Raw genomic sequence first — 15,480 nt, forward strand, 5'->3', positions numbered from 1 at the left:
ATCCCTTGACTGAAGGGGGCCCTGATCTGTGTTCAAGCGGCGCGAGACATTCACGTTTTGGCAGAAACTGGGCCGGACGCTGTGGCCTCGCAGTGGCTGGCGGCGGGCAGTGCAATACCTGTGGCATCGGGTGGTGCGGCTGCCGGATGACCCGCGGCGTGTGGCCCGCGGGGTTGCCTGTGGCGTATTCGCGGCATTCGGCCCCTATCTTTTTCATGACTACATTATTGCCGCCGCGCTGGCCTGGGTCATTCGGGGCAATATCTTTGCGGCGATTATTGCAGCCTTCGTCCAGAACCCGCTGACACTGCCGTTTCTGGCGGTATCGGGCGTGGGGCTGGGGCAATATCTGCTCGGGATGGGCGAAGGGCTGCCTTCATGGCAGATCGTGGCGTTTTTTGCCAAGGCCGCGGGTGAGCTGCTTCATAATTTCTTTGCAATTTTCACCGACGCGGATATGCGATGGCTGAGCCTGCAATTGTTTTTCCAACGGATATATCTGCCCTATCTGTTGGGCGGGTCCATTCTCGGGCTGGCTGCGGCAATCGGGGCCTATACCTTGGTACTGTCGCTGGTGCGGGCCTATCGCGGCTTGCGCATTACGCGGCTGCGGGCCAGAAGCGAAACATTGGCGCGGGCCGCCGCGCAAAAAGACAACGGAGGCTAGAATGGCTTTGCGATTGGGCGTGAACATCGACCATGTGGCAACGGTGCGGAATGCACGCGGTGGTACCTGGCCTGATCCCTTGCGCGCGGCCATCCTTGCCGAGGCGGCGGGTGCGGACGGGATCACCGCACATCTGCGCGAGGATCGCCGCCATATCCGCGATGCCGATATTGATGCGCTGATGGCGGGAATCGCCATTCCGCTGAATTTCGAGATGGCTGCCACTGCGGAAATGCAGGCGATTGCCCTGCGCCATCGCCCCCATGCCGTCTGCCTTGTTCCGGAGCGTCGTGAGGAACGTACGACGGAAGGCGGCCTTGATGTTGCAGGCGATATCGCACGTCTTGCCGATTTCATTGCGCCCATGCGAGAGGCGGGGGCGCGGGTGTCGATGTTTGTCGGCCATGAGGCACGGCAGATCGAGGCCTGTGCCGAAATCGGCGCGGCCGTGGTCGAACTGCACACCGGCCATTATTGCGATATGGTCAGCGCGGGCAATGATGCGGGCGCCGAGGTGGAGCTGGCGGCCCTGAAGCGCGCGGCCAGCCTTGCCGCGCAACTAGGGCTGGAGGTGCATGCGGGCCACGGCATCGCCTATGATACCGTGACCCCGATCGCCCTCATTCCCGAGGTGGTGGAGCTGAACATCGGTCATTTCCTGATCGGTGAGGCCATTTTCCGTGGCCTGGGTGGTGCGATCGAAGAGATGCGCCGCCGCATGGATGCGGCCCGCCCGTGATCTTGGGTATCGGCACCGATCTGGCGAATATCGAACGTGTCGAGCGGACTTTGGCCCGCTTTGGCGACAGGTTCCGCAATCGTGTATTCACCCCGTCCGAACAGGCGCGGGCCGAACGCCGCCCCGATCCGCCCGCAACCTATGCCAAACGGTGGGCCGCGAAGGAAGCCTGCTCCAAGGCACTTGGTACAGGGCTGCGTATGGGGATTTCGTGGAAAGACATGGTGGTGACAAATTTGCCGACCGGTCAGCCCGTCATGCATCTGACCGGCTGGGCTGCGGACCGGCTGGCCACGATGACCCCGCCCGGACATGAGGCGGTGGTGCATGTCACCCTGACCGATGACCACCCTTGGGCGCAGGCCTTTGTCGTGATAGAGGCGCGTCCGGTTCGCATAACTTGACTTATGGGCGTCTCCCGCGCATGAAGCCGAGAACATCCAGAGGGCGCCCCGCATGTTCGCACGCAAGAAAAAGACCGAGACCAAAGGCGGTATCGCCGAAACAGTGAAAACTGTCGTCTATGCGTTGCTGATCGCGGGCATTTTCCGAACGCTGTTTTTCCAGCCGTTCTGGATCCCGTCAGGATCCATGAAGGATACCCTGCTGATCGGTGATTTCCTGTTCGTGAACAAGATGGCCTATGGCTATTCCCGGTTCTCCTGTCCTTTCGCCTTCTGCCCGATCACGGGGCGTATCTTCGAGCGGGCACCCGAGCGTGGCGATGTTGTGGTATTCCGCCATCCCGTGACCGGTGCCGATTTCATCAAGCGGTTGATCGGCCTGCCGGGTGATACCGTCCAGTTGCGCAATGGTGTCGTTTTCATCAACGGTCAGGAAGTGCCGCAGACGCCTGCCGGCACCTTTACGGAAACATACGAGCGCCAGGGCCCGATGGGGGAATATCCGCGCTGCTCCAACTCGCCGGTTGGCGACGGCGGTGTCTGCGAAACCGAACGGCTGACGGAAACGTTGCCGAATGGCGTGACGCATGAGATTCTGAACATCGACAGCAACGGCTATGCCGACAATACCGATGTGTATCAGGTTCCCGATGGCGAATATTTCTTCATGGGCGACAATCGCGACAATTCCGAGGACAGCCGCTTCAGCCAAGCCGTGGGCGGGGTCGGATTTGTGCCGGCCGAATATCTGATCGGTCGTGCCGACCGGATCATCTTCTCCTCGGCAGGTCGTTCGCTTCTCTATTTCTGGACATGGCGTCCGGATCGTTTCTTCAAGGCGGTTGAGTGAAACTTTCAGCTGATCTTCGCGCGCTTCAGGATCGTCTGGGGTATGAGTTCAAGAATCCGGAGTATCTGCTTCGGGCCTTGACGCATGCCTCCATTTCATCCGGAACGCGTCCGTCGAACGAACGTCTGGAATTCGTGGGCGATAGGGTACTTGGCCTGACCATTGCCGAGGCTTTGTTCCGTGCCGACCGGACCGCCGCCGAAGGTCAGCTGGCGCCGCGTTTCAACGCGCTGGTGCGCAAGGAAACCTGCGCCGATGTGGCCCGCGCCACCGGTGTGGGTGAGGCATTGAAGCTGGGCCGTTCGGAAATGATGTCGGGGGGGCGCCGCAAGGAGGCGTTGCTGGGAGATGCGATGGAGGCGGTGATCGCAGCCATCTATCTGGATGCCGGCTTCGAGGTGGCGCGTGATACGATCCTGCGGCTATGGGGCGACCGTATCGCCCTTGCCGCAACCCACGCCCGGGATGCCAAGACGGCGCTGCAGGAATGGGCACAGGCCCGCGGACAGCAGCCGCCACGTTACACGGAACTTGACCGGTCCGGTCCGGACCATGAACCTGTCTTTATCGTCGAGGCTCATCTCGACACCGGTGAGACCGAGCGGGCCAGTGCCCGCACCAAACGCGCCGCTGAACAGGCGGCGGCAAAGGCGCTTCTGGCGCGGATGGAGAAATGAAATGACCCGCGCCGGTTTCGTCGCCCTGATCGGAGAGCCGAATGCAGGCAAATCCACCCTTTTGAACCGCATGGTCGGGGCAAAGGTGTCCATCGTCACCCATAAGGTGCAAACCACCCGCGCGCGTATCCGCGGCGTGGCGATGGAAGGTGAATCGCAGATCGTGTTCGTGGACACGCCCGGCCTGTTTCGCCCGCGTCGCCGGCTGGATCGTGCGATGGTGGCGGCTGCATGGGGTGGTGCCGCCGATGCCGATCTGATCGTTCTGCTGATCGAGGCGCATCGCGGTCTGACGGATGGGACGGCTGCAATCATCGACTCGCTCAAGGATCGGGTTCCGCAGGGTGTTCGGGTGGCGCTGGCAATCAACAAGATCGACCGGGTCAAGGCCGAGGTTCTGCTGGCGCTGACCCAGAAGATGAACGAAGCGTTCCCCTTCATGGAAACCTTCATGATCTCGGCTGAAAAAGGCCATGGCGTGGACCGCTTGAAAAAGTGGCTCGCAGGCGAAATGCCCGAAGGAACATGGTTCTACCCTGAGGACCAGATTGCCGATCTGCCCATGCGGGTCATTGCCGCCGAGATCACCCGTGAAAAACTGACGCTTCGTCTGCACGAGGAGCTGCCCTACCAGCTGACCGTCGAGACGGAAAAATGGGAGGATCGCCCCGATGGCTCCACCCGTATCGATCAGATCGTCTATGTTGCGCGCGATGGTCACAAGGGGATCGTTCTGGGCAACAAGGGCGAGACGATCAAATCCGTCGGGCAGGCGGCCCGCATCGATATCACCGAATTTCTGGGCCGCCCCGCGCACCTGTTCCTTCAGGTGAAGGTACGCCCGAACTGGCTGGAAGAGCCGGAGCGCTATACCGAGATGGGCCTTGATTTCAAGGACGGCAACGCTTGAGCAGACTGACCGCGGACTTCTGGGTCCGCGCCTATCTGACACGGTTGCGGCTGGCGGACATTCCCGCCTTTATCACGGCCAAGGGCGATCCGACGGCGGGGGCAGTGCTGGTAAAGCTTGCTACGCTGGACGGATCTGCCCGTGCGTACCACCGCAGTTTCGATCTTATGACAGGTGCGCGCGCATGGGTTCTGCTAGTCGAAGGGCCGGAGCCGGAGGTAGATGCGACAATTGCCCGCCAGCGCGGTTTCGATCCCGACCTATGGGTCGTCGAAATAGAGGACCGCAAAGGGCGAACCTTACTGGACGAACCCGGACTTTCAGATAGCTAATAGGCTATGGAATGGCGGGACGAAGGCGCGCTTTTGTCCGTGCGGCGGCACGGCGAAACAGCCGCGATCATCGAAGTGTTCACGGCGGCGCACGGCCGCCATGCGGGGCTGGTCCATGGGGGCGCCTCTCGGAAAATGGCGGCCACACTGCAGCCGGGGCATCAGGTGGATGTGACATGGCGCGCCCGGCTGGATGACCAGCTGGGTACCTTTGCGGTGGAGCCGATCCGCCCGCGCATGGTTCTGGATGACCGGCTGGGGCTGGCGGGTCTGAATGCCGTGTGTGCCATGATCCGTGTGGCCCTGCCGGAGCGTGAAGCCTATCCAGCCCTTTGGCATCTGTCGATGCAGGTGCTGGACACATTGGGGGCCGCGGACTGGGCGACGCGCTATCTGCGGTGGGAAATGTCCCTGCTGGAGGAAACGGGGTTCGGCCTTGATCTTACCCGCTGCGCTGTAACCGGATCACGTGATGATCTGGTCTATGTTTCCCCCCGCACGGGGCGTGCCGTGTCTCGCGGCGGGGCTGGGGTCTGGGCGGACAGGCTGCTGCCCCTGCCGCCCGCCTTGTTGGGGCAGGGACCGGCAACGCAGGGCGAACTCCATGACGGTTTTCGCATGACCGCATATTTTCTGGAGCGTGAATTGGCAGCCCACGGGGGGCGTGCCCTGCCCGAGGCGCGGGCCCGCCTGATCGACCTGCTGACACGGCTTGCATCGCCACAGGCAAAGGCAGATGAAAGCGTGAATCGCGCGGGGGATTGAATGGATCAGGTGTTCGGGTTGCCGGCAGGGGTATTCTGGCTGGCCATGGGAATCACGTTGTTTTCGGGAATCGTGAAGGGGGCCATCGGGTTTGCGATGCCGCTGATCATGATCTCCTTCTTTTCTACATTCCTGCCGCCGGAATATGCGCTGGCGGGCCTGATCCTGCCTACGTTGACCACGAACCTGCATCAGACATTTCGGGACGGCTTTGCCCCGGCCCGAGAGGCGGCATGGGAAGTGCGGCGGTTCATTTTGGTCACAATCATTTTCATCTGCGTGTCCGCTCCCTTTGCCCAATATATCCCGCACGTCGGATTTCTGCTTCTGCTGGGAATACCGATCACGCTTTATGCCGGCCTGCAGCTCATGGGGGTTCCGCTGGCGTTGAAGCTGCACCACCAGCGCCGTGCGGAATGGATATTGGGCACACTGGCCGGCTTGTACGGCGGAATCTCGGGTATCTGGGGGCCGCCGCTGCTGGTGTACCTGCTGTCCTCGGATATTCCGAAGGCACAGAACGTGCGGATCCAGGGGGTGGTTTTCCTGATCGGCTCGGTTGCGCTGCTGACGGCCCATCTGACAACAGGGCTGCTGACGGGGGATCGATTGATGTTCTCGGCATTTTTGATCGTGCCGGCCTTTGTTGGGATGCTGCTGGGGTTCCAGGTCTATCACCGGTTGGATCAGGCACGTTTCCGGTGGTGGACACAGCTGCTGCTGGTCGTGACCGGGGCCAATCTGGTTCGGCAGGCATTCATGTGAAATCAGGTGGGGGCGACCCTGCGACCGCCCCTGTGTCTGTTCAGCCCAAGGCGGCGGCCTTCACGTCGGCATCGATGTAGGGCACATACTGGGCGAAATTCTCAGCAAACATGCCAACCAGCTTTTGCGCCTGCGCGTCATATGCAGCCGTATCGGCCCATGTCCGGCGCGGGTCCAGCAGGGCGGTGTCCACATCGGGCGCATCGATCGGTACTTCGAATCCGAAATTCGGATCCTTGCGGAATTTGCCCTTGTCCAGCGTGCCGTCCAGTGCTGCCGTCAGCAGGGCGCGTGTCGCCTTAAGGGGCATCCGTTTGCCGGTGCCATAGGCGCCGCCGGTCCACCCGGTATTGACCAACCAGCAGGAGGCGCCGTGCTGGGCGATCTTTTCCTGCAGCAATTTGCCATAGACCTCGGGGCGGCGGGGCATGAACGGCGCGCCGAAGCAGGTGGAGAATGTGGGCATGGGTTCGGTCACGCCCCGTTCGGTGCCGGCCACCTTTGAGGTGAAGCCGGACAAAAAGTGGTACATGGCCTGCGCCGGTGTCAGGCGCGAAATGGGGGGCAGCACGCCATAGGCATCACATGTCAGCATGATGATGTTCTTCGGATGGCTGCCAAGCCCGGTCGCAGATGCGTTGGAGATGTACTCCAACGGGTAGGCGCAGCGCATGTTGGCGGTCAGGCTGTCATCTTCGAAATCCAGTTCCAGCGTGTCCGGATCGTATACCATGTTCTCGATGACCGTGGCGAACTTGCGGGTCGTGGCATATATCTCGGGCTCCGCCGCAGGGGAAAGCGAGATGGTTTTCGCATAGCAGCCGCCTTCGAAATTGAAGGTACCTTCATCGGACCAGCCATGTTCGTCATCCCCGATCAGGGTGCGGGCCGGATCCGCCGAGAGTGTGGTTTTTCCGGTGCCGGAGAGTCCGAAGAACACCGCGGTGTCGTCCGGATTGTCTTTGGCATGATTGGCCGAACAGTGCATCGGCATCACGCCCTTTTCGGGCAGCATGTAGTTCAGCAGCGAGAATACGGATTTCTTGTTTTCACCCGCGTATTCGGTATTGCCGATCAGGATCAGCCTGCGTTCGAAGTTCAGGGCGATAACCGTATCGGAAGCACAGCCGTGCCGTGCGGGGTCCGCCTTGAACGTCGGGCAGTTGATGATCGTAAATTCGGGGGTGTAGCTGTCCAGTTCGGCACGCTCGGGCCGGCGCAGCAGATGACGGATGAACAGCCCGTGCCATGCAAGTTCGGTCACGACGCGCACATCCAGACGGTGCGTGGCATCGGCCCCGGCATAGAGATCCTGAACGAAGTAGTCCTTGCCCTTCATGTGGGCCAGCATGTCGTCATACAGACGGTCGAAGGCATCGGGGGACATTTCGGCATTGTTTTCCCACCAGACATGCTCGGCAACGCCTGCGGTGCGAACGACATGTTTATCCTTGGGGGAGCGGCCCGTGAATTTTCCGGTCGATACCAGGAATGTGCCGCCGATGCCGATCTTTCCCTCGCCGCGCGATACGGCCGCTTCCATAAGCGCCGGTTCGATCAGGTTGTAATAAACCGAACCCAGTCCGGTGATGCCCTGATCGTCCAGCGTCTGTGCCGGATTCACTCGTCCGATGGTCATTTGCAAGCTCCCGATGTCGTCGTGGCGACATTTCATAACCCGATTTCGACAGCCCTATGCGGGGCGTCGGTCACGCGGCACGCCGTGCGTGACAATTCGAGATATATCATGTTGGGGTTTGAAAAGAATAGCGGTAAATCAGTACGTTAGCGCAATCATCCGTGGTTTGGCCCGGCGGTCCCGTGGTATTGCACAGCCATAAGGGCGCATTTTACCGCTAACGGTTTCCCGCGCGCCATCCGAGATTTGGAGTTGTAAGTGATTCTGGGGGATGGGAGAAGGAGGCGACCCCGGAATTGTCGCGGACGTGAAAGATTGCAGCCGATGTCGCGTATCGCCCTTGTGGATGATGACCGTAATATTCTTACATCAATCGGGATGACCCTTGAGGCAGAGGGCTTCGAGGTTGATGCGCATAGCGATGGCCCCAGTGCTTTGGCGGCCTTTTCCAAACGCATGCCCGATCTGGCGGTTCTGGATATCAAGATGCCCCGGATGGACGGTATGGATGTCCTCCAGCGGTTGCGGCGTCATGCCGATATTCCCGTCATCTTCCTGACGTCCAAGGATGACGAGATCGACGAGATTCTGGGGCTGCGGATGGGGGCGGATGATTACATGCGCAAGCCGTTTTCACAGCGCCTGCTGGTGGAACGGATCCGCGTGCTGCTGCGGCGGCAGGTGATGCGCGATTTGCCCGAACTGCCCGACATGTCCCCGATTTTGGAACGGGGCGATCTGCTTATGGATCTGGCGCGACATTCGGTAATCTGGCGGGGGCAGGAGGTCGCGCTGACGGTGACGGAATTCCTGCTGCTGCAGACGCTGGCGCAGGCCCCGGGCATCGTGAAATCGCGTGATCAGCTGATGCGGGCGGCGTATCAGGATGACGGCCCTATGGATGACCGCACCATCGACAGCCATATCAAGCGTCTTCGCAAGAAACTGCGTTTTGCCGATTCCGATTTTTCTGCGATCGAGACGCTCTATGGCATCGGCTATCGCTACAATGACGGGTAAGGGGCGCCGTCGCGCTGCGTGGTGCGGAGGGTTGCTGACATCGCAGCTCGTCCGGCGGATTGTCGGGATCAACCTTCTGACGGTGGCGGTCATTCTCGTCGGCATGGTGGCCCTCAGCCCATCGCGTGAAATGATGGGCGATCTGCGGGATGATACCCTGCGGTTGCAGGTGCGTCTGGCAGCTCTTGCCTATGCCAATGACCCCATGCTCCGGGCGGTGCCGCCCAAGATGGGGCAGGAGATCATCGTGCGGAATGCCGCTGGCGAGGAGCTGGTGCATGTGTCGGGTGGAGAACCGGCCCTGCCGCCGAAATGGATGCGTCTGTTCGGCCCCCGAAAGGAAGATACGCGGGTGGTCGAGGCGCTGACCCCGACCGGAGAGCGGGTCATCCTGCGGGAAATGGACGGGATCATTCCCCCCGATGCGCCGCATGGTCTGCAGCACGGTATCATCGTGCCCCTTGCCGCCCTGCTGTTTTCTGCAGGGTTGAGCCTTGTCGTAGCTTCCCGCATCGCACGTCCTTTGCGGGATCTGACCGCGGCGGCCTGGGGGCGGGGGACCGGATCGCCATTCCGGACATGAGCAAGCGCGCCGACGAGATCGGCAGCCTGTCGGAAGCGATGCGCGGCATGGTGGATGCGCTTTATGACCGCATCGATGCGAACGAACGGTTCGCCGCCGATGTGGCCCATGAAATCCGCAATCCGCTGGCATCGTTGCGATCGGCGGTGGAAACCCTACATGTTGCCCGCCCCGACCAGCGCGCAGCATTGATGAGCATCATCGACCATGATGTGCGGCGTATGGACCGATTGGTGAGCGATATCGCCAATGCATCGCGGCTGGATGCGGAACTTGTGAAAGAGCAGGAGGCCCCTGTCGATCTGACGCGGCTGGTTGGAAATCTGGTCATGCATTGCCAGCCCAAGGCCGAGGATCAGGGGGTCAAGCTGGTTGCCGACCTGCCAGAGGGGCCGGTGATGGTGGCAGGCCTGGAGGCGCGGCTTGCGCAGGTGGTACTGAACCTGATCGACAATGCGCTTTCATTTTCGGAAGCGGGCGGAACGGTGCGGATATGGGTTCTGCATCGCAACCACCGGGCATTGGTGGTTGTAGAGGATCAGGGGCCGGGAATTCCCGAAGAGGCGCTGCAACAGATATTCGAGCGGTTTTATTCGGAGCGCCCGTCGGGGGAGTTCGGAGACCATTCGGGCCTGGGCCTTTCGATTGCCAAGCAGATTGTCGATGCCCATCGCGGAGCGATCTGGGCAGAGAATATCCGCAACGGAAATGATCTGGGTCCGGCCAAAGGTGCGCGTTTTGTCGTTGGCCTGCCGGTGAACGCATGATCATGCACGCCTCTGCGGTGGCTGTGGACGGACGCGGCGTGCTGATTGTCGGGGCTTCGGGTAGCGGGAAATCAACCTTGGCGCTGGCCTTGATGGCACGGGGCGCGGTGCTGGTATCGGACGACCGGACCATGCTGCATGCCGCGGATGGATGCCTTCACGGCGCCGCCCCGCCTGCGCTCGCCGGCCTGATCGAGGCGCGGGGCATTGGTGTGCTGTATGCCGAACATGCCCCTGCAAAAATCGTGCTTATGGTCGATATGGCCGAAGAGGAGGTGGCGCGCCTGCCGCAGGCGGGTCACAGATCTGTGCTCGGTATTGCCTTGCCCCTTGTGTTGGGCGCAAAGCACGAGCACCTTGCAGATGCGATCCTGCAATATCTTAAAGGTGGACGACGATATTGAACGCCTTGCCGCCGGCCCCTGACGGCCTTGGTCACAATCTGGTTCTGGTAACCGGCCCGTCGGGTGCCGGGCGATCCACTGCGGTGAACGCATTGGAGGATCTGGGATACGAGGTGATCGACAACCTGCCGCTGAGCCTTGTGCCGCGGTTGATCGAGGGGGCGCCCGTCGGACGGCTTGCCTTGGGGCTGGATATCCGCAACCGTGATTTCAACGCCACGGCGCTGATCGAGTTGATCGACCGGCTGACGCGCAATCCCGACGTATCGCTGGATGTGCTTTATGTGGATTGTTCCGCCGAGGAGTTGGCGCGTCGCTATAACCAGACCCGCCGCCGCCACCCTCTGGGTGAGGCCTTTGTCGAAGGGATCACGCGCGAGGTTGATCTGCTGTCCCCCGTTCGCGTGCGCGCCGACAATCTGATCGATACGACCGAGATGACGCCGCATGATCTGAAGGCCGAGATCGCGCGCTGGTATTGCGGCGCCGACAACACGCGGATGTCTGTCTCGATCCAGTCGTTTTCCTACAAAAGGGGTGTGCCGCGCGGCGTTGACATGATTTTTGATTGCCGCTTTCTGAACAACCCGCATTGGGTTCCTGCCCTGAGGGAGATGACTGGGTGCGATGCGCCGGTTGTGGATCACATCCGGCAGGACCCGAGGTTTGATCAATTCCTTGATAAGATACAGGATCTTGTGCTGTTCCTGTTGCCCGCGCAGCTGGATGAGGGGAAGGCGCATCTGACCATCGGGTTCGGCTGCACGGGGGGGCAGCACCGTTCCGTGGCCATGGTAGAAATCTTGTCCGGCCTCCTTGCGCAGCAAGGCTGGCCGGTGTCAAAACGGCATCGGGAACTGGAACGCAGGGCGACGCAAAAGCCCTTGGTACAAGCAGGATGAACGCGTGATCGGCATCGTGATCGTTGCACATGGTGGATTGGCACGCGAGTACCTCTCGGCGGTGGAGCATGTTGTGGGCAAGCAGCTTGCAATGGCGGCCATCGCAATCGAGGACGAGCATGACCGTAGCCAGAAGCAGGCGGAGATTTGCGCCGCTGCCGAGGCCGTGGATGATGGTGGCGGTGTAGTGGTGGTAACGGATATGTTCGGGGGATCGCCTTCGAACCTGTCGTTGCCGGCCTGCATGGGGCGCAACCGGCGCATTGTTTACGGGGCGAACCTGCCCATGTTGATCAAGCTGACCAAATCGCGCGGGCTACCGGTGTCCGATGCCGTGTCGCTGGCGCTGGATGCAGGCCGCAAATACATCAATAGTCTTGATCTGGGTGACGTTTCTACATGAGCCAGCGCACATTGGAAATTATCAACGTCAAAGGGCTGCATGCCCGTGCGTCGGCAAAATTCGTGGAAGTGGTCGAGGAGTTCGATGCAGAAGCGACCGTCTCGAAGGACGGGATGGACGTGTCTGGCGATTCGATCATGGGGTTGCTGATGCTGGCTGCCGCGCGCGGCAGTGTCATCAAGATCTCTACCTCCGGGGCCGAAGCCGAAGAGCTTGCGGATGCGTTGCAGGATCTGGTTGCCAATTACTTCGGCGAAGGGGCGTAGGCAACGAGGGCGGCCGGAGCCGCCCCTGTCATCATCAGACCTTGCTGGTCAGGTCCGGTACGATTGTGAACAGATCGCCGACCAGTCCGAAATCGGCCACCTGAAAAATCGGTGCGTCTTCGTCCTGGTTGATCGCGACGATTACCTTGCTGTCCTTCATTCCGGCGAGATGCTGGATCGCGCCTGAAATGCCGAGGGCGATATACAGGTCCGGCGCAACGACCTTACCCGTTTGGCCAACCTGCCAGTCGTTGGGGGCAAAGCCCGCATCGACTGCGGCACGGGATGCACCAACGGCAGCCCCCATCTTGTCAGCCAGGTTCGCTACAAGCGCAAAGTTCTCTTCGGAGCCGATCCCGCGTCCGCCCGATACGACGATACGCGCTGATGTCAGATCAGGGCGATCGGTGTCGGCGATATGATCCGCAACCCAGGCAGAAAGGGCAGGGTCTGCCGCTTCGGGGGCAGGGGATACAGGGGCCGTATTGCCATCCGCCGCAGCGGCGAACCCGGCGGTGCGAACGGTCAGCACCTTGGTCGCATCTGCGGATTTCACCGTCTGGACGGCATTTCCGGCATAGACAGGGCGTTCGAAGGTATCGGCATCGATGATCGCGATCACATCCGGAATGACCATGACATCCAGAAGGGCGGCAACCCGCGGCAGCACGTTCTTTGCCATGGCGGTGGAAGGGGCGACGATGTGGCTATAGTCAGCAGCCATCCCGATGATCAGCGCGGCCAAAGGCTCGGCCAGACCATGCGCCACCCCGTCACCCTCGGCGGTCAGAACGCGCGAGACGCCAGAGATGCCGGCAACTTCGGCCGCACCCGCACCCGGTACAAGTACCGTCACCTCACCCAGAGTAGAGGCTGCGGTTATGGCGCGGGCGGTCGCATCGCGGTTCAGCCCGTTTGCATTGGATTCAGCCAGAAGAAGAACAGCCATCAGAGGACCTCCGCCGCTTTGAGTTTTGCCAGAAGTTCATCGACCGAGGCCACCTTGATGCCGGCGGTACGCCCAGCAGGCTCCACCGTTTTCATCACGGTCAGACGGGGGGTGATGTCAACGCCGTAATCCGCGGCGGTCTTTTCCTCGAGCGGCTTTTTCTTCGCCTTCATGATGTTCGGCAAAGAGGCATAACGCGGTTCGTTGAGCCGCAGATCCGCAGTGATGATCGCCGGCAGCGTCATGGTAATGTCCTGCAGGCCGCCGTCGATTTCACGGGTCACGCGCAGGGTGTCGCCCTCGACATCGACTTTCGATGCGAATGTCGCCTGGCCCCAGCCCAGCAGTGCGGCAAGCATCTGGCCCGTGGCATTCATGTCGTTGTCGATGGCCTGTTTGCCCGCGATGACAAGGCCTGGCTGTTCGGCATCGATCACGCCCTTGAGCAGCTTTGCAACGGCCAGTGGCTCGATGTCGGTGCCTGCGTCGTCAGACACATTGATCAGGATGGCGCGATCGGCCCCCATGGCCATGGCGGTCCGGAGTGTATCGCCGGCCTGTTTCACACCGATCGATACGGCCACAACTTCGGTTGCGATGCCTTTTTCCTTCAGGCGGACCGCTTCCTCGACAGCGATCTCGTCAAAAGGGTTCATCGACATTTTGACATTTGTAAGATCGACGCCGGTGCCGTCAGCCTTGACGCGCGCCTTCACGTTGTAATCGATCACTCGCTTTACAGGTACCAGAACCTTCATGCGGCCTCCCATTTGGTCCCGATATCGGGACCGTTTTCTGCTATTGCCGCCCTAGATAGGGGTGGCGGGGCGTAAATTTCAAACGGAAACCGTCAGATCATGCGTCTCGCGTCTTACCCGGCTGCCAGAGGACATCGCCATCCGCTTCGGCATTGGCGGCACGGCTGGCCACGAAAAACCAGTCCGACAGGCGATTGAGGTATCTGATCGCGACAGGGTTGGTGTCGGGCACGGCCAGTGCCATCCGCTCGGCCCTGCGGCATACGGTGCGGCACAGGTGCAGATGGGCGGCCACCTGCGATCCGCCGGGCAGCACAAAGCTGCGAAGAGGGTCCAGAGTGGCATTCATCCGGTCCATTTCCTGTTCCAGGCGGTCCACCTGTGCGGGGATCATGCGCAAAACGGGGTAGGGGCTGTCAGCATCACGGTCAGGATCGGGGCGGCACAGATCCGCGCCCAGATCGAAAAGTTCATTCGAGATGCGCGCCAATGCCTTGTCCATCAGGGCGGAGGCGTAAAGCCGGGCAATCCCTACGGTGGCGTTCAGCTCATCCACGGTGCCATATGCTTCGACCCGCGGATCGGTTTTCGCCACGCGCTGTCCATCACCGAGCGCTGTCGTGCCATCATCACCGGTGCGGGTGTATATTTTCGAAAGCGTGACCATCAGCGTGAGATGAACAGCCAGACCAGCAGGACCAACGTGCCGATGGCTCCGACCAATGCGCCGATCCGGATCTTGTGCAGGGCCGAGGCGACGCGTGGTTTGCTTTCGGCCATGAAGGCACCGAGGATCAGGACGATGGTCATCAGGGTAAAGAAGGCGCAGATTGCGCCAAGGATCATCATCGTGTTTGGGGCAATGTCTGGCATCATGCTCTCCGGAGTAGGGCGTCAAGCGCGCGGGTGGACAATAGGCGGCGGGCGATCGCCATGGCATGGGTCGGGGTTGTGATCCGGTAACGGGCGCGGGGGCGTTCGTCCTCCAGCGCGCGAACCAGTTTCGCGGTAACGGCAGACGCGGGCAGTTCCCAGCGGTCATTGCCTTTATCTTCGTAAAGGCGGTGCAGGATATCCTTGTATTCCGCCGAGCGGGCCGAGGCGCGCCAATCGATCCAGCGTTCAAAATGTGGGATTGCCTTCTGGCGCAGCTCGGATGTGATCGGGCCGGGTTGCAGCAGTACGACATGGATGCCGGTCCCCGCCATTTCCAGCCGCAGGATATCCGTAAGCCCCTCCATCGCGAATTTGGTGGAGGCATAGGCCCCTCGCCATTTTGCCCCGACAAACCCCAGAACGGAGGAGCAGTTCACGATACGCCCATGGCCTTGGGCCCGCATGATCGGGATGATCTGGCGGGTCAATTCATGGGGGCCGAACAGGTTCGTCTCGAATATCGCACGCAGGGCATCGCGGGGAATATCCTCTACCGCCCCGGGGCAGGCAAAGGCGCCGTTGTTATAAAGGGCATCCAGCGTGCCGCCGGTGCGTGCCAGAGTCTCGGTGACAGCGGCAGAGATGCTGGCGGGACTGTCCAGATCCAGCGGAAAGCTTTCCAGCCCTTCGGCAGCCAGACGTTCGCAATCTTCGGCGTTGCGGCAGGTGGCAAAGACACGCCACCCGCGTGCGGCCATTCCGCGGGCTGCATCAAGACCAATTCCGGAGGAACAGCCGGTCATC

The 15,480-nt window shown here is 61.1% G+C and carries 20 protein-coding genes and 1 pseudogene; 15 read left to right on the plus strand and 6 right to left on the minus strand.

The genetic code is table 11. The features are described 5' to 3' along the window. Nucleotides 1-28 precede the first annotated feature (28 nt). The 9 genes from TR36_RS08460 to TR36_RS08500 are packed head-to-tail and all read left to right on the plus strand — an operon-like array spanning nt 29 to nt 6,109. On the plus strand, nt 29-667 hold the full coding sequence (locus tag TR36_RS08460; RefSeq protein ID WP_062763024.1) for a DUF2062 domain-containing protein: 639 nt from the start codon (nt 29-31) through the stop codon (nt 665-667). 1 nt (nt 668) lies between these two features. Beyond that, on the plus strand, nt 669-1,406 hold the full coding sequence (locus tag TR36_RS08465) for a pyridoxine 5'-phosphate synthase (protein ID WP_045391868.1): 738 nt from the start codon (nt 669-671) through the stop codon (nt 1,404-1,406). Then, nucleotides 1,403-1,810 carry a holo-ACP synthase gene (acpS, locus tag TR36_RS08470; RefSeq protein ID WP_045391865.1) on the plus strand — a complete coding sequence of 136 codons (408 nt, stop codon included), beginning with the start codon at nt 1,403-1,405 and terminating at the stop codon, nt 1,808-1,810. The genes TR36_RS08465 and acpS overlap by 4 nt, the downstream gene beginning before the upstream one ends. A gap of 52 nt (nt 1,811-1,862) precedes the next feature. After that, on the plus strand, nt 1,863-2,660 hold the full coding sequence (gene lepB / locus TR36_RS08475; protein ID WP_062763026.1) for a signal peptidase I: 798 nt from the start codon (nt 1,863-1,865) through the stop codon (nt 2,658-2,660). After that, nucleotides 2,657-3,337 carry a ribonuclease III gene (gene rnc / locus TR36_RS08480; protein WP_045391858.1) on the plus strand — a complete coding sequence of 227 codons (681 nt, stop codon included), beginning with the start codon at nt 2,657-2,659 and terminating at the stop codon, nt 3,335-3,337. The genes lepB and rnc overlap by 4 nt, the downstream gene beginning before the upstream one ends. A gap of 1 nt (nt 3,338) precedes the next feature. Next, nucleotides 3,339-4,247 (plus strand): GTPase Era, encoded by a 909-nt coding sequence (gene era / locus TR36_RS08485; protein ID WP_045391855.1) that lies wholly within the window; start codon nt 3,339-3,341, stop codon nt 4,245-4,247. After that, the gene (locus TR36_RS08490) at nt 4,244-4,579 is read left to right on the plus strand and encodes a DUF1491 family protein (RefSeq protein ID WP_045391852.1); all 336 of its coding nucleotides are present in this window, start codon (nt 4,244-4,246) and stop codon (nt 4,577-4,579) included. Before era ends, TR36_RS08490 begins: the two co-directional genes overlap by 4 nt. Before the next feature lie 6 nt (nt 4,580-4,585). Next, the gene (gene recO / locus TR36_RS08495; RefSeq protein ID WP_045391849.1) at nt 4,586-5,344 is read left to right on the plus strand and encodes a DNA repair protein RecO; all 759 of its coding nucleotides are present in this window, start codon (nt 4,586-4,588) and stop codon (nt 5,342-5,344) included. After that, on the plus strand, nt 5,345-6,109 hold the full coding sequence (locus TR36_RS08500; RefSeq protein ID WP_045391846.1) for a sulfite exporter TauE/SafE family protein: 765 nt from the start codon (nt 5,345-5,347) through the stop codon (nt 6,107-6,109). It begins immediately after the preceding gene. A 40-nt stretch (nt 6,110-6,149) separates the two neighbouring features. On the opposite strand, the gene TR36_RS08505 is transcribed toward TR36_RS08500, so the two are convergent. After that, nucleotides 6,150-7,748, minus strand: a complete 1,599-nt coding sequence (locus tag TR36_RS08505; protein WP_045391843.1) for a phosphoenolpyruvate carboxykinase — start codon at nt 7,746-7,748, stop codon at nt 6,150-6,152. A 324-nt stretch (nt 7,749-8,072) separates the two neighbouring features. Here TR36_RS08505 and TR36_RS08510 point away from each other — a divergent pair, with 324 nt between their 5' ends. The 6 genes and pseudogenes from TR36_RS08510 to TR36_RS08540 all read left to right on the plus strand — a co-directional run bounded on the left by TR36_RS08510 (nt 8,073) and on the right by TR36_RS08540 (nt 12,093). Beyond that, complete coding sequence (locus TR36_RS08510) at nt 8,073-8,768, plus strand: response regulator transcription factor (protein ID WP_045391840.1); 696 nt, start codon at nt 8,073-8,075, stop codon at nt 8,766-8,768. Beyond that, a pseudogene (locus TR36_RS16430) lies at nt 8,737-10,118 on the plus strand (ATP-binding protein). Before TR36_RS08510 ends, TR36_RS16430 begins: the two are co-directional and overlap by 32 nt. After that, nucleotides 10,115-10,522, plus strand: coding sequence for an HPr kinase/phosphorylase (locus tag TR36_RS08525; protein WP_045391837.1), 408 nt, complete (start codon nt 10,115-10,117; stop codon nt 10,520-10,522). Before TR36_RS16430 ends, TR36_RS08525 begins: the two are co-directional and overlap by 4 nt. A gap of 5 nt (nt 10,523-10,527) precedes the next feature. Next, a complete protein-coding gene (gene rapZ / locus TR36_RS08530) occupies nt 10,528-11,424 on the plus strand; it encodes an RNase adapter RapZ (RefSeq protein ID WP_045392064.1) in 897 nt (298 codons plus the stop codon). Nucleotides 11,425-11,428: 4 nt separating this feature from the next. Continuing rightward, complete coding sequence (locus TR36_RS08535) at nt 11,429-11,827, plus strand: PTS sugar transporter subunit IIA (protein WP_045391834.1); 399 nt, start codon at nt 11,429-11,431, stop codon at nt 11,825-11,827. Further along, complete coding sequence (locus tag TR36_RS08540) at nt 11,824-12,093, plus strand: HPr family phosphocarrier protein (RefSeq protein WP_045391831.1); 270 nt, start codon at nt 11,824-11,826, stop codon at nt 12,091-12,093. Before TR36_RS08535 ends, TR36_RS08540 begins: the two co-directional genes overlap by 4 nt. A gap of 34 nt (nt 12,094-12,127) precedes the next feature. Here the strand turns inward: TR36_RS08540 and TR36_RS08545 are convergent, their stop codons facing one another. From TR36_RS08545 to TR36_RS08565, 5 genes are all read right to left on the minus strand, one after another. After that, nucleotides 12,128-13,042, minus strand: coding sequence for an electron transfer flavoprotein subunit alpha/FixB family protein (locus TR36_RS08545; RefSeq protein WP_045391828.1), 915 nt, complete (start codon nt 13,040-13,042; stop codon nt 12,128-12,130). Beyond that, complete coding sequence (locus tag TR36_RS08550; protein WP_062763030.1) at nt 13,042-13,800, minus strand: electron transfer flavoprotein subunit beta/FixA family protein; 759 nt, start codon at nt 13,798-13,800, stop codon at nt 13,042-13,044. The genes TR36_RS08545 and TR36_RS08550 overlap by 1 nt, the downstream gene beginning before the upstream one ends. A 97-nt stretch (nt 13,801-13,897) precedes the next feature. After that, on the minus strand, nt 13,898-14,467 hold the full coding sequence (locus tag TR36_RS08555) for a cob(I)yrinic acid a,c-diamide adenosyltransferase (RefSeq protein WP_045391822.1): 570 nt from the start codon (nt 14,465-14,467) through the stop codon (nt 13,898-13,900). After that, nucleotides 14,467-14,673, minus strand: coding sequence for a hypothetical protein (locus TR36_RS08560; protein ID WP_045391819.1), 207 nt, complete (start codon nt 14,671-14,673; stop codon nt 14,467-14,469). Before TR36_RS08560 ends, TR36_RS08555 begins: the two co-directional genes overlap by 1 nt. Then, on the minus strand, nt 14,673-15,479 hold the full coding sequence (locus tag TR36_RS08565) for an SDR family NAD(P)-dependent oxidoreductase (RefSeq protein ID WP_237763544.1): 807 nt from the start codon (nt 15,477-15,479) through the stop codon (nt 14,673-14,675). The genes TR36_RS08560 and TR36_RS08565 overlap by 1 nt, the downstream gene beginning before the upstream one ends. Between the last annotated feature and the right edge of the window lies 1 nt (nt 15,480).

The organism is Falsirhodobacter sp. alg1 (assembly GCF_000739715.2).
Lineage (GTDB): Bacteria > Pseudomonadota > Alphaproteobacteria > Rhodobacterales > Rhodobacteraceae > Falsirhodobacter.